Raw genomic sequence first — 18,577 nt, 5'->3', positions numbered from 1 at the left:
GGGGTAGCCGCGGATGCCGCACGCAATTGTCAGCGAGCGTCAGCGGAGCCGGGCGAAGCAACTTCGCCGCGCGATGACGCGCGCCGAAACACTGCTGTGGCGTTACCTGAAGGCCAATCGGATGGATGGAGTCGGCATCCGGCGTCAGACACCGATCGGAAACTACGTCGCCGATTTCGTTTGTTTCTCATCCAAACTCATCATTGAGCTCGACGGAGAGTCTCATGATTTCGCGGAACGCCAGAAGAAGGATCAGCGTCGCGACGCCTTCTTTGCCTCCGAGGGTTTTCAGGTTGTGCGCTTCACCAACGATCAGGTGATGGCAAATCTTGAGGGAGTTGTTGAGGCAATCCGCCAGGCGGCGTCCGCCGGAGCCCGCGGCTTACCCCCCTCCCTGACCCTCCCCCACAAGGGGGGAGGGAACATTGACACCGACCAAAGCAACTCAGTGAACACCGACAAAAGCCGAGGCAAACAGCCATGAAATTCACCCTCTCCTGGCTGAAGGATCATCTCGAGACCGATGAGCCCTTGGACAAGCTCGCCGAGAAGCTCACCATGATCGGGCTCGAGGTCGAGAACATCGAGGACAAGGCGAAGGCGCTGAAGCCCTTCACCATTGCGAAGGTGATCTCGGCCGAGCAGCATCCGAATGCGGACCGCCTGCGGGTCTGCATGGTCGACACGGGCGACGGTGGCGCGCCCGTGCAGGTGGTGTGCGGCGCGCCGAACGCGCGTGCGGGCCTCGTCAGCGTTTTCTCGCCGCCCGGCACCTACATTCCCGGCAAGGACATCACGCTCGGTGTCGGCACCATCCGCGGCATCGAGAGCCGCGGCATGCTGTGCTCGGCGGCCGAGCTGCAGATCTCCAACGACCATGACGGCATCATGGAATTGCCGGCGGACGCCCCGCTCGGCGCGGGCTATGCCGAATGGGCCGCGCTCGGCGATCCCGTGCTCGAGATCAATTTGACGCCGAACCGACAGGATTGCACCGGCGTGCACGGCATCGCACGCGACCTCGCCGCAGCCGACATGGGCAAATTCAAGGACCCCACGATCAAGCCGATCAAGGGCGAATTCCCGTGCCCGGTGAAGGTCACGGTCGAGGATGCCACGCTGTGCCCGGGCTTCGCCCTCCGTCTCGTGCGCGGCGTCAAGAACGGGCCGTCGCCGGAATGGCTGCAGAAGCGGCTGACCGCGATCGGCCTGCGGCCGATCAACGCGCTGGTCGACATCACCAACTTCATGACCTACGACCGCGCGCGTCCGCTGCACGTGTTCGACGCGAAGAAGGTGAAGGGTAATCTGGTCGTGCGCCGCGCGCGCGACGGCGAGACATTGCTCGCGCTCGACGGCCGCACCTACAATCTCGATCCTGCCATTTGCGTGATCGCGGACGAGCACGGCGTCGAATCGCTCGCCGGCATCATGGGCGGCGAGGCCTCGGGCTGCGACGAGAACACCACCGACGTGCTGATCGAATCGGCGCTGTGGAACGAGATCAACATCGCCCAGACCGGCCGCAAGCTCGGCATCAATTCGGACGCACGCTATCGCTTCGAGCGCGGCGTCGATCCCGCCTTCATGGTGCCCGGCCTGGAGCTTGCGACCAAGCTGGTGATGGAGATGTGCGGCGGCGCGCCGTCCGAAACCGTCTTGGTCGGCAAGGCTTTTGGGGACGACCGCGTGATCGACTTCCCGGTTACGGAAGTGAAGCGCCTGTCCGGCATCGAGGTGCCGCAAACGGAGATGAAGCGTATCCTGACCCATCTCGGCTTCATGATGGCGGGCCCGGGCCCCGTCGTGAAGGTCGCGGTGCCGTCGTGGCGCTCGGACGTGCATGGCAAGGCCGACATCGTCGAGGAGATCGTCCGCATCTACGGCGTCGACAAGGTGCCGATGACGCCGTTCGAACGCGGCGAGGACGCGCGCAAACCGGTGCTGACGCCGCTTCAGCTGCGCACCCGCCGCGCCAGGCGCGCGCTCGCAAGCCGCGGCGTCGTCGAGGCCGTGACCTGGTCCTTCATCACGAAATCCGCGGCGCAATTGTTCGGTGGCGGACAGCGCGAGCTCGAGGTCGCCAACCCGATCGCGTCGGATCTCTCCGACATGCGTCCGACCCTGCTGGCCGGCCTGATCGCGGCCGCGCAAGCGAACGCCAATCGCGGCGTGAGCGACGTTGCGCTGTTCGAGGTCGGCCAGCTCTTCAAAGGCGATCGGCCGCAGGATCAGTTCATGGCGGCGAGCGGCGTCCGACGCGGCTATGCCTCGTCGGAAGGCTTGGGACGGCACTGGACCGGCTCGGCCCAGGCCGATGTGTTCGACGCCAAGGCCGATGCGCTGGCGGTGCTGGCTGCCGCCGGCGCACCGATGCAGGCGCTGCAGATCGTCGCGGGTGGCCCGGCATGGCTCCATCCGGGTCGCTCCGGCACGATCCAGATCGGTCCGCAGAATGTGCTCGGCTATTTTGGCGAGATGCATCCCCGCGCGCTCGAGGCGCTCGGCGCCGACGGCCCGCTGCTGGTGTTCGAGGTGATCCTCGACCGTATCCCCGAGGCCAAGAAAAAGCCGACCCGCGCCAAACCGGTGATCGAGCTGTCGACGTTCCAGCCGGTGTCCCGCGACTTCGCTTTCATCGTCGATCGCGCCGTCAAGGCGGGCGACATTGTGCGTGCCGCGCAAGGCGTCGACAAGAAGCTGATCACCGGCGTGAGCGTGTTCGACGTCTATGAGGGCAAGGGCATCGACGACGGCAAGAAATCGATCGCGATCGCTGTGACGATCCAGCCCCGCGAGAAGACGCTGACCGACCAGGAGATTGAAGCTGTCGGCGCCAAGATCGTCGCCGAGGTCGCGAAGAAGACCGGCGGCGCGCTGAGAGCATGATGCCGAAAGAGTGAAGCGGTATTCGGGCAGCATCATGCTCCAGAATCAAAGAACATGAGTCTCACCGACTTTCTTGCGAAGGACGTCAGCCTCACCATCGCGATGGCGCTCTGCGCCGTCGCTTTCGTTTCGGGCACCGCGCGCGGCTTCTCCGGTTTCGGCGCGGCGCTGATCTTCATGCCGCTGGCGAGCAGCATCGCTGCGCCGCGGCTCGTTGCCGCCTTGCTGCTCGTGATCGATTTCGTCTCGGCGGCGCCGCTTCTGCCCGATGCCTGGCGCAAGGCTGACCGTAAGGCCACCGCGGTGATCGTGCTGGGCGCGCTGGTCGGCGTCCCCGTCGGCACTTATTTTCTCAGCGTACTCGAGCCCGTCACCACGCGCTGGATCATTTCCTGCTTCGTCACGGCGCTGTTGCTGCTGCTGCTGTCGGGCTGGCGCTATCGCGGCAAGGACCACGCCTGGCTGTCGGTCGGCATTGGCGGCCTCTCGGGGTTCTGTAGTGGCCTCGCGCAGACCGGCGGGCCGCCGATCGTGGGGTATTGGCTCGGCCGCCCGATCGCGCCGATCGTGGCGCGCGCCAATATCGTGCTGTTCTTCGGTGCGTCCGATTTCTTCTCGATGATCAGCTACGCGAGCACGGGCCTGATCTCGCGCGAGTCACTCGTGCTCTCGCTGATCGTCGGCCCGGTCTATGCGGTCGGCGTTGCGTTCGGGGCGTCGCTGTTCGGACGCGCGAGCGAGCGGGTGTTTCGCGGCATCTGCTACGCGCTGATCGCGACGGCAGTGATCGCCGGGCTTCCGGTGCTGGATGGGATTTTGCGCTAAAGCATGATCCGGAAAAGTGCGCAGCGGTTTTCCGGAAAGATCATGCTTAAACAACAACCTAAAGCGCGATGGCGATTCATCCTAATCGCATCGCGCTTTAGTAGGCCTACTGCCGCGGCGCCCTACGCTTTTTCGTCGACTGCGTCGGCACGTCCGCTGGCTCATCCTTAAACGCGCCGATCTTGCGCAATGCTGCGTCCGCGGCGCGCTCGCCACTTTCCCAGGCGCCGTCGACGGTGCCCCACAGCGTCTCATGGGTGGCCTCGCCCGCGAGAAACACATTGCCGATCGGCTCGGCCATAACCTTTCGCGAGAGCTGGCCGCCCGGGGAGGCCGCCGACATGGCGCCCATCACGAAAGGCGACGCATTCCAGCGCGTGGCGCTGGTCTTCTGCACCGCGGCTGCGGCCTCGCTGCCGAACAATTTGGTGATCCATTCCCTGGCGAAGGCCACCATCGCCTTCTCGCCTTGCTCCGAGAGATCGCGGCCGAACGCGCCGCCGACGTCGATGGAGCAGAGGGAGGAGCCGCCGATATTGGCGAACATGAGCGCCGTGCGCGCTGAATTGCTCTGCTCGATGAGAATGTCGTCGCGCGACAGGCCGAGCGGATTGCCCGGCAGTTGCAGCATGATGCGATCGTAGCTGCCGAGAGCGAGTTTCGATGCCGCGTCTAACGTGCGCTTGGGAATGTCGGGCGTGAACTTGATCGCGCCCGACGTCAGCACATTGGTCGAGACCGTGACGATGACGGCGCGCGCGGCGATCTTGCCGGCTTGCGTCTCCACGCTGACATCGCGGTTGCTCCAGAAGATTCGGCTCGCCGGCGTCGAAAGCGCCACCGGCGCCTGCTCTCCGAGTTTCGTGATCAGCGTGCCCAAGCCTTGACGGCAGGCGATCGCCGCGTTGCGGTCCTGCGCGCGCGCCTTGTCGATCGCGGACAGCTCCTTGAGGTCCTTGCCGGCGAAGCTCGCGCCCAGCATGAATTCGGCTGCGCCCGCCCAGTCGCCGAGATCCTTCGGCAGCACGGATGCGCAAGAGGTATCCAGCTTGCCCCGCGCGGCCTCGTCGATGGCCCGGTTGGCGCGCACCAGCGCCGCCAGGAATTGCTCGGTCTCGCCCGCGCGTGCATTGCGGCGGCCGATGCGCATCTTCTGGCCCGACGGCGCCGGCAGCACGTCAAGCCCCGCGCTGCGCGCCAGCCGGATCATCGGATTGGTGTCGGGATTGTGCATCCAGCGCGCGCCGCGGTCGAACGGCGCGTCGAAGGTCGTGCTGTCAGTGATACAGCGGCCGCCGAGCTGGGACGCCGCCTCCACCACGATGACCTTGCGGCCCGCCGCCATGATCCGCCGCGCCGCAGCGATGCCGGCGGCCCCCGCACCGATCACCACGATGTCGGCCTCGCGCGGCAGGTTCGCTGCGGTTGCGCGCAGGACGGGCACCGCGGCAAGAACCGCCGACGCCGAAAGGAAACCGCGGCGCGTGATTGTCATGTCATGGTTTCCGAGGACTTGCGGCGAACGGGAACAGTCCGCGAACCTTGCCGCATCTGATGTTGCACGGCAACCATCATGGTGAATCAATCATGCTTGATGGCGCAGGCTGATGAACCGAATTGCAACACGTTCCGACCATGATAGAGAAGGGAAAAAGACGGCCGGAAAAGGCCGTGGGGGGAGTTTTGAAATGGGGACGGTCCTAGATTCAGTCGGCAAGCTGATTGCCGCGTACCTCTCCAAGGAGGTGCCCGGCTACGAGCCGTTCACGCCGAGCGACCCGGAGCATCTGCGCGGCGTCATCGAGCCTGGCGACGTACTGCTGGTCGAGGGCAACAACCGCATCTCCGGCATCATCAAATATCTGACGCAGTCGACCTGGTCCCACGCCGCACTCTATGTCGGTGCGATCGAGGGCGCCGAAGAGGCGGATGGCGAGCCGCATGTGCTGATCGAAGCCAATATCGGGGAAGGCGTCACCTCGGCGCCGCTGTCGAAATATTTCCCGTATCACACCCGCGTCTGCCGCCCGGTCGGGCTGTCCTATGAGGACCGCACCACGGTCTGCCGCTATGCGATCAACCGCATCGGCTTCGGCTACGATACCAAGAACATCGTCGACCTCATGCGCTTTCTGTTTCCGCTGCCGATTCCGCAGCGCTGGCGGCGCCGCATGATCTCGATCGGCTCCGGCGATCCCACCAAGATCATCTGCTCGGCGCTGATCGCGCAGGCCTTCGACGCCGTGCGCTATCCGATCCTGCCCAAGATCACCAAGGCCGGCAGCCGTGCTGCCCGCCGCGAGATCCTGCATATCCGCGATTCCTCGCTCTACATGCCCCGCGACTTCGACATCTCGCCCTATTTCGAAGTCGTCAAACCCACCATCGTGCACGGCTTCGACTACACCGCCTTGCATTGGGCCGACAAGCAGAAGCCGCTCGAGGAGGTAGCCGGCACCTTCGGTGTGTTTCCAGAAACGCTCCGTGCGCCGCCGCTCGTTCCTGAGGCGATTGACGAAGAGGCGTCGGTTGAGACTCCGGCTGAAGAAGTGAGGACGCAGCCTGCGGAGATGACGACCAATTCCTCCGAGCACTTTGTGCAGCTGAGCGAACTTGCGATGTACCGCACGCGGCGCCGGGGAGATATCTGCGAGATCGCGGCGTAGCCCCGGTGCAGCGTCTAGCATCGTCATTGCGAGCGAAACGAAGCAATCCAGAATCCGTCGGCGGTGGGATTCTGGATTGCTTCGTCGCTACGCTCCTCGCAATGACGAAATAAAAACCTACCGCTCTGCCCGTCCGATCACCGCCATCAGCTCCGCGATCTTCTCGCGCTGTTCGGCCTTGTCGCCGCTCGCGATGGCGTGCTCGACGCAATGGGCGACGTGGTCCTTCAGGACCTCCTCCTCGACCCGGCGCAGCGCGGCACGTACCGCCGAGAGCTGCGTCACGATGTCGATGCAGTAGCGGTCTTCTTCCACCATTTTGGAGAGGCCGCGAACCTGACCTTCGATCCGTCCGAGGCGTTTTCCGACAGATGCCTTGATGTCCTTGCGCATGGGCTCTATATACCCCCCTAGGGTATATACCGCAAGGCCGGAGCGTCGCCATGAAACACGGGGATCACGGGCACCATCACAAGCCTGAAACACATTCCGGATGCGGCTGTTCCAGCAAAGCTGCGCCGGCGGCGAAGCCGGCGCAGGCTTCCTGCTGCGGCGGACACGGCGATCACGCCGGCCACGCTCATCATCATGCGCATGACCATGGTGATGGCGCGACCAAGGTGCTCGATCCGGTCTGCGGCATGACCGTCGATCCCGCCACCTCGAAGCACCACCTCACACATCACGGCGAGACCTTCCATTTCTGCTCGGCCGGCTGCCGCACCAAGTTCGCTGCCGATCCCGCCAAATATCTTGCCAAGGAGAAGGCGCCCGCGCCGGAGATGCCGGCGGGCACGATCTACACCTGTCCGATGCATCCGGAGATCCGCCAGGCCGGACCCGGCAGCTGCCCGATCTGCGGCATGGCGCTGGAGCCGGAAGTGGCGAGCCTGGAGGCCGGCCCCAATCCGGAGCTTGCCGACATGACGCGGCGGTTCTGGATCGGCGGTGCGCTGGCGCTGCCGGCCGTGGTGCTGGAGATGGGCGGCCATCTGGCAGGTCCCCACAACTGGATTGATCAGACGCTCTCGAACTGGATCCAGCTCGCATTCGCCACACCCGTCGTGCTGTGGGCCGGCTGGCCGTTCTTCGTTCGCGGCTGGCAATCGCTGCCGACCCGCAACCTCAACATGTTCACGCTGATCGCGATGGGCACCGGTGTTGCCTATGTCTACAGCATCATCGGCACCGTCGCGCCGCAGATTTTTCCTGCCACCTTCCGTGGCCATGACGGCGCGGTCGCCGTCTATTTCGAGGCGGCTGCCGTCATCACCGTGCTGGTGCTGCTCGGTCAGGTGCTGGAGCTGCGTGCCCGTGACGCAACCTCGGGCGCGATCAAGGCGCTGTTGCAGCTGGCACCGAAGACCGCGCGCCGCGTCGACGCCGATGGCAGCGAGCATGAGGTCGAGATCGATACGCTTCACGCCGACGATCGCTTGCGCGTCCGTCCCGGCGAGAAGGTGCCGGTCGATGGAATCATCCTGGAGGGCCGCTCCTCGCTCGACGAATCCCTGGTCACCGGCGAGTCCATGCCGGTCACCAAGGAAGCCGGCGCGAAAGTCATTGCGGGCACGCTGAACCAGTCGGGCAGCTTCATCATGCGTGCCGACAAGGTCGGACGCGAGACGCTGCTGTCGCAGATCGTGCAGATGGTCGCGGACGCGCAGCGCTCGCGCGCGCCGATCCAGCGGCTGGCCGATCAGGTCGCGGGCTGGTTCGTGCCGACCGTCATTGCCGTCGCGCTCGCCGCCTTTGCGGCCTGGTCGTGGTTCGGTCCGGAGCCGCGGCTCGCCTTCGGGCTCGTCGCTGCCGTCAGCGTGCTGATCATCGCCTGTCCCTGCGCGCTGGGCCTTGCGACCCCGATGTCGATCATGGTCGGCGTCGGACGCGGTGCGCAAGGAGGCGTGCTGATCAAGAACGCCGAGGCGCTGGAGCGAATGGAGAAGATCGACACGCTGGTGGTCGACAAGACCGGAACGCTGACCGAGGGCAAGCCCAAGGTGGTCGCGATCTCGCCGGCATCCGGCCTTGCGGAAGACGACATCCTCCGGCTTGCGGCCAGCGTCGAGCGCGCCAGCGAACATCCTTTGGCTGACGCGATCGTGCGTGCAGCCAATGAGAAGCAGCTTGCCCTCGGCCAGATCGAGCAATTCGACTCGCCGACCGGCAAGGGCGCCACCGGCAAGGTCGACGGCAAAACCATCGTGCTCGGCAATGCCAGATATCTCGCCTCGATCGGCATCGACACGACGGCGCTCGACACTGAAGCCGAACGGCTGCGCCAGGACGGGGCCACGGTGATCAACATGGCCGTCGATGGCCGTGTCGCCGGCCTGTTCGCGATCGCCGATCCGGTCAAGGCCACAACGGCGGAGGCGCTGAAGGCGCTGGCCGAGGAAGGCATCAAAGTGATCATGCTCACCGGCGACAACCGCACCACGGCTGAGGCGGTGGCGCGCCGGCTCGGCATCGCCGAGGTCGAGGCGGAGGTGCTGCCGGATCAGAAGAGCGCGGTGGTGACCAGGCTGCAAAAGGCCGGTCGCGTCGTCGCGATGGCCGGCGACGGCGTCAACGACGCGCCGGCGCTGGCCGCCGCCGAGGTCGGCATCGCCATGGGCACCGGCACCGATGTGGCGATGGAGAGCGCGGGCGTGACCCTGCTCAAGGGCGATCTCACGGGCATCGTCCGCGCCCGAAAACTGTCGCAGGCGACCATGAGCAACATCCGCCAGAACCTGTTCTTCGCCTTCATCTACAACGCCGCCGGCATTCCGATTGCCGCCGGCATCCTCTATCCCACCTTCGGCGTGCTGCTGTCGCCGATCATCGCCGCGGCGGCGATGGCGCTGTCCTCCGTCAGCGTGGTCGGAAATGCGCTGCGGCTGCGTGCGACGAAGTTATAAAGAACCGGGAAGCCCGGATGGAGCAAAGCGAAATCCGGGTTTGCCCATAAATTGGCGCCCGTCCCGGATTGCGCTTCGCTCCATCCGGGCTACGGTTCACGGCACGGGACCGGGGGAAATCGAATGCAGCGAATTACGATCACGATCGAGGACGATCTACTGGCGGAGATCGACGCGGCGGCGGAAGCACGCGGCTACCAGAACCGCTCCGAGATCATCCGCGATCTCGCCCGCGCCGGCCTGCAGCAGAGCACCGAGGACACCGCGCAGACCGGCCCCTGCGTCGCCGGCCTCGTCTATGTCTATGACCACGCCGCTCGCGATCTGTCGAAGCGCCTGGTGCAGGAATTCCACGGCCATCACGACCTCGCGCTGGCGACGCTGCACGTCCATCTCGACGATAACAATTGCATGGAGATGACCGCGCTGCGCGGCGACGCCGCCGAGGTCCGGCATTTCGCCGACCACATCATCGCCGAACGCGGCGTGCGCTACGGCCGGGTGGTGATGATCCCGACAGGGGAAGGCAAGCAGGCCAAGGCGCGGAAACACGGGCATCGGCACGGGTAGCTTGCGTGCCTCGGACGCAGCCGTGCCTTGGGCCATCACCCTCCCTTGCCGAAACCGCCGTGCATCTCTACCTCTCGCGGGTGATTTCGTGAAAGGGGCCCCCATGCTGGATGCCGCCGTGAAGGCGCTGTCGCAAATGATCTCGCCGCCGATGCGCTCGATCCTGTGGCGATCGATCGGGCTTGCGCTCGTGCTGATCATCGTGCTGGCGATCGGATTGCAGCGGCTGCTGAGCTGGTTTGCGACCTCCGGCGAGGTCTGGCTGGAGGGCCTGCTCGGACCCGGCTGGCATACATCGCTCGAAATCCTGTCCTGGATCGTCTCGATCGCGGCGGGCCTCGGCGTCGTGTTCGGCGGCGTCTTCCTGATGCCGGCGATCACTTCGGTGGTGGCGAGCCTGTTCGTCGACGACGTCGCCGATATCGTCGAGCGCGAGCATTATCCGGCCGAGCAGCCCGGCCGCGCGCTGCCGTTCAACCAGGCGATCTTCGAGGGGATCAAGACCGCGCTACTGACGATCCTGATCTATCTGATCGCGCTGCCGCTGGTGCTGTTCGCTGGCGCCGGCTTCCTGGTCTTCTTCCTCGCCGCCGCCTGGCTGCTGGGACGTGAATATTTCGAACTCGCGGCGATGCGCTTCCGCTCGCCGGAAGAGGCCAAAGCGATGCGGCGCGACAACGCCGTCACCATCTTCACCGCCGGCCTGTTCATCGCCGCCTTCGTCTCGATCCCGATCCTCAATCTGGCGACGCCCATCTTCGGCATGGCCTTCATGGTCCACATGCACAAGCGGCTGTCAGGCCCGCGGCCGGAGCTGATCGAGCCCGCGCGGCAAATGCGATAACGGCGGGCCGGCTGATCGAGGCCCTACAGATCATGGAAGTGAGGGGGCCGGGGAAACCAGGCGCCCGGTGTGGCGAAGAATGCCTTAAACCGTCTTTTCCGGCCACCGGCAAAGATCGTTGATCAGGCAGACCTCGCAGCGCGGCCTGCGTGCGAGGCAAGTATAGCGGCCGTGCAGGATCAGCCAATGATGCGCGTGCAGCATGAACTCCGCCGGGATCACCTTTTCGAGACCGAGCTCGACCTCAAGCGGCGTCTTGCCGGGTGCAAGCCCGGTGCGGTTGCCGACACGGAACACATGCGTGTCGACCGCCATGGTGTGCTCGCCGAACGCCATGTTGAGCACGACGTTGGCAGTCTTGCGACCGGCGCCGGGCAACGACTCGATCTCGGCGCGCGTGCGCGGCACCTCGCCGCCGAACTCGCTCAGCACCTTTGCCGACAGCGCGATGACATTCCTGGCCTTGGTGCGGTAGAGGCCGATGGTCTTGATGTACTCGCGTAAGCGCTCCTCGCCGAGGTCGAGCATCTTCTGCGGGGTGTCGGCGACTTCGAACAATGCGCGCGTCGCCTTGTTCACGCCGGCATCGGTCGCCTGCGCCGACAGCACCACGGCCACCAGCAGCGTGAACGGATTGACATGCTCGAGCTCGCCTTTCGGTTCCGGATTGGCCTTGCGGAAACGGCTGAAAGCTTCGTGGACCTCGGCGGGGGTCCAGGGTCTTATCGCCTTGAGCGATTTCTTGGCGGGAGCTTTCGGCTTCGCGATGGCCGGCTTTGCCTTTTTCTTCGGCACGGGCGCTTTGCGCGGAGCCGGCTTGCGGGTGATTTTCGCCATCATCGGGATATACTGAGGGACGATGAGCACAGGCAACGAAATTGAGCGCGAGCGATCTGAAAGCGAGGACGAGCCTCAGATCTTCTCGGCGCTGCTGACGCCACACCGCTCGTTGAACCGCACGGGATTCCTCGCCGTGATGCTGTTTCTGAGCGTGGTGAGCTTTGCCACCGGCCTTGCTTTCCTGTTGAAGGGGGCCTGGCCGGTGCTTGGTTTCTTCAGCCTCGACGTGCTGGTGATCTGGTGGGCATTCCGGGCCAATTTCCGCACCGCGCGCGCACGCGAGGAAATTACGGTCACGACCTCCGAATTGCGCGTGCGGCGGATCAGCCATCGCGGCCAGGTCGCCGAATGGACCTTCAATCCGCTCTGGGTGCGCCTCGACATGGAGGTCGACGAGGACTTTGGCATCGAGCATCTCTATCTGATCTCGCGCGGCCACCAGATCCAGGTCGCCCGCTTCTTGGGTCCGGAAGAAAAAGCAAGTTTTTACAAAGGCTTGGTTGAGGCACTCAACGCCGCCAGGCGCGGCCCGACCTACAACCCGCTTCGCTGATCTGAGGTCGGAAATCGGGTGGTTTCGCGCCCGTCTCTCCCCTACATTTCCGATCATGATGACACTCGCCATACATGACCAGCGCCTGGCCAAGCCGGGCCCCCAGAACGCCGCGCTGCGCGACTATGATTCGGTGCGCCGGGCCATTGCCTTCATCTCGGCGAACTGGCGCGCGCAGCCGGCCATCGAGGCGATGGCCGATGCGGCCGGCGTCACGCCTGATGAGCTGCACCATCTGTTCCGCCGCTGGGCCTCGATCACGCCGAAGGCTTTCATGCAAGCGCTGACGCTCGATCACGCCAAGGGCTTGCTGCGGGACTCCGCGAGCATTCTCGACGCCGCGCTCGACTCCGGCTTGTCGGGCCCGGGGCGGCTGCACGATCTCTTCGTCACCCATGAAGCGATGTCGCCGGGTGAATGGAAGAACGGCGGCGCCGGCCTGACCTTGCGCTACGGTTTTCACCCCTCGCCGTTCGGCACCGCGATCGTGATCGCCACCGACCGCGGCCTGTCAGGCCTTGCCTTCGCCGACCATGGCGAGGAGAAGGTCGCGCTTGCCGACATGACGCGGCGCTGGCCGAACGCCAGCTATGTCGAGGACCACGAGGGCACGGCCCCGCTCGCTGCGCGCGTCTTCGACACCAAGCTCTGGCGGCCGGACCAGCCGCTGCGCGTGGTGATGATCGGTACCGATTTCGAAGTGCGGGTCTGGGAGACGCTGCTGAAAATCCCGATGGGGCGTGCGGTGTCCTATTCCGACATCGCCTGCAACATCAACAGCCCGAAGGCCTCTCGCGCTGTCGGCGCCGCGGTCGGCAAGAACCCGGTCTCGTTCGTCGTGCCCTGTCATCGCGCGCTCGGCAAGAGCGGCACGCTCACCGGCTATCACTGGGGCATCACCCGCAAGCAGGCGATGCTGGGCTGGGAAGCCGGGCAGCTGGGGATGCAGTAATCACGCTGCTGTAGGGTGGCAAAGGCGCGCAGCGCCGTGCCCACGATCTCTCTGAAACCGCCGACAGAACGTGGGCCCGCTTCCCGCTTCGCTCTTCGAGCTACGGCGGACAAGTCGCTTTGCCGACCCTGCGAGATCTCGCTTAGCCCGCCAGATCCAGCTTCGAGGCCACGGTCGAATCCGCATTGAGCCGGTAAATGATCGGCACACCTGTCGCGAGGTCGCGCTTCAAAATGCCTTCAGGCGAGAGCTTTTCCAGCACCATGATCAGCGCGCGCAGCGAGTTGCCGTGGGCGGCAATGAGGGTGCGCTTGCCGTTGAGCACGCCGGGCAGAATCTCCTGCACGTAATAGGGCAGTGCCCGCGCCAGCGTGTCCTTCAGGCTTTCGCCGCCGGGCGGCGGCACGTCATAGGAGCGGCGCCAGATCAGCACCTGGTCCTCGCCCCATTTCTTGCGGGCGTCGTCCTTGTTGAGGCCAGAGAGATCGCCATAGTCGCGCTCGTTCAGCGCGAGGTTCTTCGTCGTTGGCAGGCTCCTCTGGTCGAGCTCGCCGAGAATGAGATCGAGCGTGTGCTGCGCGCGCGTCAACACGGAGGTGTAGGCGACGTCGAACACCAGCCCCTGCGCCTTCAGCTTGCGGCCGGCTTCCGTGGCTTCCTTCACGCCGAGCTCGGTGAGGTCAGGGTCCTTCCAACCCGTGAACAGGTTCTTCAGATTCCATTCGCTCTGGCCGTGGCGCACGAGCACGAGAAGACGTTCGCTCATTGACTGCTTTCCGTTGCTTATTGTCGACTAGAGATCGGCAAGGCCGAGCACGTCGGCCATGGAGTAGTGCCCGGGCTTCTTGCCATGCGCCCACAGCGCCGCCTTCAGCGCGCCATGGGCGAACAGCATGCGGTCCTCGGCCTGATGCGACAGCGTCAGGCGCTCGAACGGGCCGAGGAAGGTCACGCTATGGTCGCCGGCGACGGTGCCGCCACGCAACGAGGCGAAACCGATATTGCCCGGCCTGCGCGCACCGGTGATGCCGTCACGGCCGCGCTCGGAATGTTCATCGAGGGCGACGCCGCGGCCGGAAGCTGCGGCCTGGCCCAGCATCAGTGCGGTGCCCGACGGCGCGTCGACCTTCATGCGATGATGGGTTTCGATGATCTCGATATCGAAGCTCTGGTCGAGCGCCTTGGCGACGCGCTTGACCACCGCGGCCAGCAGATTGACGCCCAGGCTCATATTGCCCGATTGCACCACGACCGCGCGATTGGTGACGCTCTTGATCACGGCGTTGTCGGAGCCCGACAGCCCCGTGGTGCCGACGACATGCACGATACCGCGCTCGGCGGCGATCGCGACATTGGCGATCGTCGCCGCCGGCACGGTGAAATCGAGGATGCCGTCGGCCTCCTTCGACATCGCCCAGATATCGGCCGACAGCTTGATGCCGTTGGCGGGCAGGCCTGCGAGCACGCCGGCATCCTTGCCGAGCAGCTCGGAGCCAGGCGCCTCCAGCGCGCCGGCCAGCACCGCCCCTTTGCTCTCGGCAATCGCCCGCACCAACGCGCGCCCCATCCGGCCGCCGGCTCCAGCAACAATCAAGCGCATGTCGGACATGGTGTGATCCTCTTCGGAGCCGTTTGTAGCCGGGGGAGGCAGTTCCGGCAACCGAGGGGGATCAGGCGGCGACATTCACCGTCGTTCCGGGGTGGTCCGAAGGACCAGACCCGGAATGACGGTGCCTATCGCGCCTCAGCCGTCCGACGGCTGCGGGCCGTCATAGCCCTCGATGATGATGAGATCGGCGACCGAGTGCGGCTGGCGCACCTTGATGTTGGCCTGGTATTCCGGTGAGTTGTAGCAGGCGATCGCGGTTTCGTAGTCCGGGAATTCGATCACGACGTTGCGGGTGCGGCTGGCGCCTTCGACGGTGGTGAACTTGCCGGCGCGCACGACGAAGCGGCCGCCCCATTTCTTGAAGATCGGACCGTTGGCGACGGCGTAGGGCTTGTAGCCCTCGTCACTGCTCACATCGACGCGCCCGATCCAGTAGCCTTTTGCCATTGTTCTTCTCCCTGCTGTGGTTCTATTTGAGCATGATCTGATCGGAAAACCGCTGCACAGTTTTCCGGATCATGCTCCGAGCGCCTGCGCGATCTCGGCCTGGATTGCTTCCGCAATCGCCTTCGGGTCGGCGGCTTCGACGATCGGCCGTCCGACGACGAGATAGTCGGCGCCGGCGGCGATCGCACGGCCCGGCGTCATGATGCGTTTCTGATCGCCGCTTGCCGCGCCCGCCGGCCGGATGCCCGGCGTGACCAGGCTCATCTGGTGGCCGACGATCTTGCGCAACGCACCGACCTCCTCGGGCGAGGACACGAGACCGTCGACGCCGAGCACCTGCGCCTGCTGCGCGCGCGCCTCGACCAGCTCGGAGACGCCGAGCCGATAGCCGGCAGCGTGCAGATCGTCCTCGTTGTAGGAGGTCAGCACCGTGACGGCGAGAATCTTCAGGCTCGAATCGCCGCGGCCTTCGACGGCGCCCTTCATGGTCTGCGGATAGGCGTGCACGGTGACGAAGGTTGCGCCCAGCTTCGCCACACTTTCCACACCACGCGTAACCGTGTTGCCGATGTCGTGCATCTTGAGATCGGCGAAAACCTTCTTGCCCCTGTCGGCGAGCTTGCCGACCAGCGGCAGGCCTGCGGCATAGGCGAGCTGATAGCCGATCTTGTAGAAGGTGACGCTGTCGCCGAGCTGAGCGATCATCGCTTCCGCGGCATCGACGCTGGGCAGATCGAGCGCGACGATCAGGCGGTCCTTTGGGGCGATCTCGGCTGGCGTCATGTCACCTCACATCATGCGTTGGGAAATGTCGATCAACTGCGCGACCAGCTCCTTCAACGCGGCGATGTCGCCCTCGTTCTTCAGCCTGTCCATATCGTCATAGGCCTGGTCGGCGAAGGCGAGCGTGAGCTGGCTGGCAATCACATTGGCGTGGCACGAGGTCAGGATCAGCCGCAACGCCTGAAGCGCGCGGGCAGCTCCCAGCCGGCTCTGCGAGGCGCCGGCGAGCGCGAAGGTGCGGTTGCGGAAGACTTCGCCGCGCGCCTCGTGCAGCTCGTGCACGCGGCTGACCCAGTCGATCGCGTTCTTGAGCAGCGGCGGCACCGAGGCGTTGTATTCGGGCGAGACGATCAACACGCCATGATGCGCGCCGATCATGCGCTTGAGATTGATCGCATACTTGGGCACGCCGGATTTGGCCTGAAGATCGCCGTCGTAGATCGGCAGCGGGAAGTCGGCGAGCGAGATACGGGTGACGTCGACGCCGGCCCGGGCGAATTCATACGCGGCGACCGCCGCCAGCTTCGCATTGTGCGAACCGGTGCGCAGCGAGCCGGGAATGACCAGGATTTTGGGTGCGGACATCCGCTTCCATGCGTTCGGCGAAACCAGCCCGCCGCGCAAGAAAACAAGCCGGCGGAATTAGTCCTTGCGATACACCCAGACGCGGGCGGGCGGAAGGTTCATCCAGATCCGTTCCGAAGCCTCTGTGGACACGCCGGGCAGCGATTTCGGGATCGGCGGCACTACCGCATAGGTGAACTGGACGAAGGGCGCCCCGGGCGCGAGCGCCGTGAAGGCGTCGCGGATCAGCCGCAGCCGGGTCAGCATCGGCTTTGTCACGAGCGGCAGGCCCGAGACGACCGCGGAGGCCGGCGCGCTCAGCACGTTCCAAAGCGTGTCGCGGAGGCGATAGGCATCGCCCTGCACCACCTTGGCCTGCGGATAGCGGTCGCGCAGCAGCGCGCAGAAGCCGGGATTGTATTCGACGAGAACGAGACGCTTCTGATCGACACCGCGCTCGACCAGGGCCGAGGTGATGGCGCCGGTCCCGGGCCCGAGTTCGACCACAGGCGCGTCCGAATCGACATCGACGTAATGGGCCATGGTCCGGGCCAGCAGCTTGCCCGACGGCGTCACGGCGCCCATGTGCAGCGGCTTTTCGATCCATGATCTGAGAAAGCGCACCTCGTCGTCGAGACGAGGCTTCTTCAACGCACGCGCGGACGATGGCAATGGCATGTCAGGACCGGACGGGACCGCGGGACCGCGTGTCAGAAAATGGTCATAAAGACGTATAGCCCGAAGGCGGTACGGTCAAGCCAAGTCAACTCGCCCGATTGCCGAAGAAATCCTTGACCTTGGCGAAGAAGCCCTCGGATTCCGGCTGGGTGTTGCCGGAGGACAGCTTTTCGAACTCGGCCAGCAATTCCTGCTGCTTCTTGGTGAGGTTCTGCGGCGTCTCGACCACGACCTGAACATACATGTCGCCCATCTGGCGCGACCGCAGCACCGGCATGCCTTTTGACGCGATGCGGAATCGGCGGTTGGACTGAGTCCCGGCCGGCACCTTCACCTTGGCCTTGCCCTTGTCGATGGTCGGCACCTCGAATTCGCCGCCGAGGGCGGCCGTCACCATCGAGATCGGCACACGGCAATGCAGATCGGCGCCGTCGCGCTGGAAGAACTGGTGCTGGACCAGCGACAGAAAGATGTAGAGGTCGCCGGGCGGACCGCCGCGAACCCCCGCCTCACCCTCACCGGCGAGCCTGATCCTTGTGCCGTCCTCGACACCCGGGGGAATGTTCACCGACAGATTCCGCTCGCGGGTGACGCGGCCCTGGCCCGAGCAGGACGGGCAGGCATCCTCGATCATCTGGCCGCGGCCCTGACAACCCGGACAGGTCCGCTCCAGCGTGAAGAAGCCCTGCGACTGCCGCACGCGGCCGGCGCCGCCGCAGGTCGAACAGGTCTTGGGCTTGGTTCCGGCCTTGGCGCCGATGCCCGAGCAGGCCTCGCAGGTGACCGAGACCGGAATCTCGATCTGCGCGGTCTTGCCGCCAAAGGCTTCCTCGAGCGTGATTTCCATGTTGTAGCGCAGGTCGGCGCCGCGCTCACGGCCGCCGCGGCCGCGCTGCCCGGCCATGCCGAACAAATCTTCGAAAATGTCGGAAAAAGAGGAGGCGAAGCCCGCGCCGAACCCGGCACCACCGCCGCCCTGCTCGAAAGCGGCATGACCGTAACGGTCATAGGCGGCGCGCTTGTCCTTGTCCTTCAGGACCTCGTAGGCCTCGTTGAGTTCCTTGAATTTGACTTCGCTGGTCTCATCCCCCGGGTTGCGGTCGGGATGGAATTTCATCGCGAGCTTGCGGAACGACGACTTCAGCTTGCCTTCGTCGGCGTCGCGGTCGACCTCGAGGGTCTCGTAGTAGCAGCGCTTGGTGGACGTGGACATGTCGGACTCGGTCTATCCAATCGCGATTCAAGTCGGAGCGAAACAACGTCGCCACGCGACAATATAGGCGGCCTTCCGCCTGGCGGCAGAGGGCCCCATAGCGGCGTTCAGCATAACGGCTGGGAATTGATTGATCGTAACGGGCACCCGTCCCGTCGAGCCCGACGCGACGGCCTCCCCCGCAAGGGAGGAGGCCTTTAGCGCGTATGGGGTCCAAGCCGTCCGCATCGTCACCCTCTCG

At 65.1% G+C, this 18,577-nt stretch carries 19 protein-coding genes; 9 read left to right on the top strand and 10 right to left on the bottom strand.

Features of this window, described 5'->3' with window-relative positions; all coding sequences use genetic code 11:
- Positions 1–13: 13 nt before the first annotated feature.
- Genes IVB28_RS08240 through IVB28_RS08230 form a run of 3 tightly spaced genes read left to right on the top strand, consistent with a single transcriptional unit; the run spans position 14 to position 3,714 of the window.
- Complete coding sequence (locus IVB28_RS08240; RefSeq protein WP_247525576.1) at positions 14–484, top strand: endonuclease domain-containing protein; 471 nt, start codon at positions 14–16, stop codon at positions 482–484.
- Positions 481–2,889 carry a phenylalanine--tRNA ligase subunit beta gene (pheT, locus tag IVB28_RS08235; RefSeq protein WP_247525575.1) on the top strand — a complete coding sequence of 803 codons (2,409 nt, stop codon included), beginning with the start codon at positions 481–483 and terminating at the stop codon, positions 2,887–2,889. The genes IVB28_RS08240 and pheT overlap by 4 nt, the downstream gene beginning before the upstream one ends.
- Positions 2,890–2,943: 54 nt before the next feature.
- Positions 2,944–3,714, top strand: coding sequence for a sulfite exporter TauE/SafE family protein (locus tag IVB28_RS08230; protein ID WP_247525574.1), 771 nt, complete (start codon positions 2,944–2,946; stop codon positions 3,712–3,714).
- Between the two features lie 106 nt (positions 3,715–3,820).
- Here IVB28_RS08230 and IVB28_RS08225 read toward each other — a convergent pair whose 3' ends face one another.
- A complete protein-coding gene (locus IVB28_RS08225) occupies positions 3,821–5,209 on the bottom strand; it encodes an NAD(P)/FAD-dependent oxidoreductase (protein ID WP_247525573.1) in 1,389 nt (462 codons plus the stop codon).
- Positions 5,210–5,402: 193 nt separating this feature from the next.
- Here IVB28_RS08225 and IVB28_RS08220 point away from each other — a divergent pair, with 193 nt between their 5' ends.
- A complete protein-coding gene (locus tag IVB28_RS08220) occupies positions 5,403–6,380 on the top strand; it encodes a YiiX/YebB-like N1pC/P60 family cysteine hydrolase (RefSeq protein ID WP_247525572.1) in 978 nt (325 codons plus the stop codon).
- A gap of 117 nt (positions 6,381–6,497) precedes the next feature.
- On the opposite strand, the gene IVB28_RS08215 is transcribed toward IVB28_RS08220, so the two are convergent.
- Positions 6,498–6,773 (bottom strand): metal-sensitive transcriptional regulator, encoded by a 276-nt coding sequence (locus tag IVB28_RS08215; RefSeq protein ID WP_247525571.1) that lies wholly within the window; start codon positions 6,771–6,773, stop codon positions 6,498–6,500.
- Positions 6,774–6,823: 50 nt separating this feature from the next.
- Between IVB28_RS08215 and IVB28_RS08210 the strand changes: the two genes are divergently transcribed.
- The 3 genes from IVB28_RS08210 to IVB28_RS08200 all read left to right on the top strand — a co-directional run bounded on the left by IVB28_RS08210 (position 6,824) and on the right by IVB28_RS08200 (position 10,697).
- The gene (locus tag IVB28_RS08210) at positions 6,824–9,283 is read left to right on the top strand and encodes a heavy metal translocating P-type ATPase (RefSeq protein WP_247525570.1); all 2,460 of its coding nucleotides are present in this window, start codon (positions 6,824–6,826) and stop codon (positions 9,281–9,283) included.
- A 123-nt stretch (positions 9,284–9,406) separates the two neighbouring features.
- Positions 9,407–9,853, top strand: coding sequence for a nickel-responsive transcriptional regulator NikR (gene nikR / locus IVB28_RS08205; protein ID WP_247525569.1), 447 nt, complete (start codon positions 9,407–9,409; stop codon positions 9,851–9,853).
- Positions 9,854–9,956: 103 nt separating this feature from the next.
- Positions 9,957–10,697 (top strand): sulfate transporter family protein, encoded by a 741-nt coding sequence (locus IVB28_RS08200; RefSeq protein WP_247525597.1) that lies wholly within the window; start codon positions 9,957–9,959, stop codon positions 10,695–10,697.
- Positions 10,698–10,781: 84 nt separating this feature from the next.
- Here the strand turns inward: IVB28_RS08200 and nth are convergent, their stop codons facing one another.
- A complete protein-coding gene (gene nth / locus IVB28_RS08195) occupies positions 10,782–11,534 on the bottom strand; it encodes an endonuclease III (RefSeq protein ID WP_247525596.1) in 753 nt (250 codons plus the stop codon).
- Positions 11,535–11,556: 22 nt separating this feature from the next.
- On the opposite strand from nth, the gene IVB28_RS08190 reads away from it, so the two are divergent.
- Together IVB28_RS08190 and IVB28_RS08185 are read left to right on the top strand one after the other, a co-directional pair.
- On the top strand, positions 11,557–12,090 hold the full coding sequence (locus tag IVB28_RS08190) for a DUF2244 domain-containing protein (RefSeq protein ID WP_247525568.1): 534 nt from the start codon (positions 11,557–11,559) through the stop codon (positions 12,088–12,090).
- Positions 12,091–12,145: 55 nt separating this feature from the next.
- Positions 12,146–13,042, top strand: a complete 897-nt coding sequence (locus IVB28_RS08185; protein ID WP_247525567.1) for a bifunctional helix-turn-helix domain-containing protein/methylated-DNA--[protein]-cysteine S-methyltransferase — start codon at positions 12,146–12,148, stop codon at positions 13,040–13,042.
- Between the two features lie 142 nt (positions 13,043–13,184).
- Here the strand turns inward: IVB28_RS08185 and IVB28_RS08180 are convergent, their stop codons facing one another.
- From IVB28_RS08180 to dnaJ, 7 genes are all read right to left on the bottom strand, one after another.
- Positions 13,185–13,808: a 2,3-bisphosphoglycerate-dependent phosphoglycerate mutase gene (locus IVB28_RS08180; RefSeq protein ID WP_247525566.1), complete on the bottom strand. Its 624-nt coding sequence runs from the start codon at positions 13,806–13,808 to the stop codon at positions 13,185–13,187.
- Between the two features lie 27 nt (positions 13,809–13,835).
- Complete coding sequence (gene dapB / locus IVB28_RS08175; protein WP_247525565.1) at positions 13,836–14,651, bottom strand: 4-hydroxy-tetrahydrodipicolinate reductase; 816 nt, start codon at positions 14,649–14,651, stop codon at positions 13,836–13,838.
- 135 nt (positions 14,652–14,786) lie between these two features.
- Positions 14,787–15,098 carry a DUF1330 domain-containing protein gene (locus tag IVB28_RS08170; protein WP_027566211.1) on the bottom strand — a complete coding sequence of 104 codons (312 nt, stop codon included), beginning with the start codon at positions 15,096–15,098 and terminating at the stop codon, positions 14,787–14,789.
- Between the two features lie 69 nt (positions 15,099–15,167).
- Positions 15,168–15,881 (bottom strand): orotidine-5'-phosphate decarboxylase, encoded by a 714-nt coding sequence (gene pyrF, locus IVB28_RS08165; protein WP_247525564.1) that lies wholly within the window; start codon positions 15,879–15,881, stop codon positions 15,168–15,170.
- Between the two features lie 6 nt (positions 15,882–15,887).
- Positions 15,888–16,466, bottom strand: coding sequence for an NAD(P)H-dependent oxidoreductase (locus IVB28_RS08160; protein ID WP_247525563.1), 579 nt, complete (start codon positions 16,464–16,466; stop codon positions 15,888–15,890).
- 57 nt (positions 16,467–16,523) lie between these two features.
- Positions 16,524–17,123 carry an rRNA adenine N-6-methyltransferase family protein gene (locus IVB28_RS08155; protein WP_247525562.1) on the bottom strand — a complete coding sequence of 200 codons (600 nt, stop codon included), beginning with the start codon at positions 17,121–17,123 and terminating at the stop codon, positions 16,524–16,526.
- A gap of 85 nt (positions 17,124–17,208) precedes the next feature.
- Positions 17,209–18,336: a molecular chaperone DnaJ gene (gene dnaJ / locus IVB28_RS08150; protein WP_247525561.1), complete on the bottom strand. Its 1,128-nt coding sequence runs from the start codon at positions 18,334–18,336 to the stop codon at positions 17,209–17,211.
- Positions 18,337–18,577: the final 241 nt, after the last annotated feature.

Source organism: Bradyrhizobium sp. 199 (genome assembly GCF_023073355.1).
Lineage (GTDB): Bacteria > Pseudomonadota > Alphaproteobacteria > Rhizobiales > Xanthobacteraceae > Bradyrhizobium.
The sequence above is the reverse complement of the archived record's forward strand: the minus strand, read 5'-3'. Positions and strand labels throughout refer to the sequence as shown.

What these genes read in the sequence shown, in the direction of transcription:
- pheT (WP_247525575.1), top strand. Translation starts at nt 481, where the DNA reads ATGAAATTCACCCTCTCCTGGCTGAAGGATCATCTCGAGACCGATGAG.
- IVB28_RS08160 (WP_247525563.1), bottom strand. Translation starts at nt 16,466, where the DNA reads ATGTCCGCACCCAAAATCCTGGTCATTCCCGGCTCGCTGCGCACCGGT.
- IVB28_RS08215 (WP_247525571.1), bottom strand. Translation starts at nt 6,773, where the DNA reads ATGCGCAAGGACATCAAGGCATCTGTCGGAAAACGCCTCGGACGGATC.
- nikR (WP_247525569.1), top strand. Translation starts at nt 9,407, where the DNA reads ATGCAGCGAATTACGATCACGATCGAGGACGATCTACTGGCGGAGATC.
- IVB28_RS08210 (WP_247525570.1), top strand. Translation starts at nt 6,824, where the DNA reads ATGAAACACGGGGATCACGGGCACCATCACAAGCCTGAAACACATTCC.
- IVB28_RS08185 (WP_247525567.1), top strand. Translation starts at nt 12,146, where the DNA reads ATGATGACACTCGCCATACATGACCAGCGCCTGGCCAAGCCGGGCCCC.
- dnaJ (WP_247525561.1), bottom strand. Translation starts at nt 18,336, where the DNA reads ATGTCCACGTCCACCAAGCGCTGCTACTACGAGACCCTCGAGGTCGAC.
- IVB28_RS08220 (WP_247525572.1), top strand. Translation starts at nt 5,403, where the DNA reads ATGGGGACGGTCCTAGATTCAGTCGGCAAGCTGATTGCCGCGTACCTC.
- IVB28_RS08240 (WP_247525576.1), top strand. Translation starts at nt 14, where the DNA reads ATGCCGCACGCAATTGTCAGCGAGCGTCAGCGGAGCCGGGCGAAGCAA.
- pyrF (WP_247525564.1), bottom strand. Translation starts at nt 15,881, where the DNA reads ATGACGCCAGCCGAGATCGCCCCAAAGGACCGCCTGATCGTCGCGCTC.
- IVB28_RS08155 (WP_247525562.1), bottom strand. Translation starts at nt 17,123, where the DNA reads ATGCCATTGCCATCGTCCGCGCGTGCGTTGAAGAAGCCTCGTCTCGAC.
- IVB28_RS08170 (WP_027566211.1), bottom strand. Translation starts at nt 15,098, where the DNA reads ATGGCAAAAGGCTACTGGATCGGGCGCGTCGATGTGAGCAGTGACGAG.
- IVB28_RS08200 (WP_247525597.1), top strand. Translation starts at nt 9,957, where the DNA reads ATGCTGGATGCCGCCGTGAAGGCGCTGTCGCAAATGATCTCGCCGCCG.
- dapB (WP_247525565.1), bottom strand. Translation starts at nt 14,651, where the DNA reads ATGTCCGACATGCGCTTGATTGTTGCTGGAGCCGGCGGCCGGATGGGG.
- nth (WP_247525596.1), bottom strand. Translation starts at nt 11,534, where the DNA reads ATGGCGAAAATCACCCGCAAGCCGGCTCCGCGCAAAGCGCCCGTGCCG.
- IVB28_RS08190 (WP_247525568.1), top strand. Translation starts at nt 11,557, where the DNA reads ATGAGCACAGGCAACGAAATTGAGCGCGAGCGATCTGAAAGCGAGGAC.
- IVB28_RS08230 (WP_247525574.1), top strand. Translation starts at nt 2,944, where the DNA reads ATGAGTCTCACCGACTTTCTTGCGAAGGACGTCAGCCTCACCATCGCG.
- IVB28_RS08225 (WP_247525573.1), bottom strand. Translation starts at nt 5,209, where the DNA reads ATGACAATCACGCGCCGCGGTTTCCTTTCGGCGTCGGCGGTTCTTGCC.
- IVB28_RS08180 (WP_247525566.1), bottom strand. Translation starts at nt 13,808, where the DNA reads ATGAGCGAACGTCTTCTCGTGCTCGTGCGCCACGGCCAGAGCGAATGG.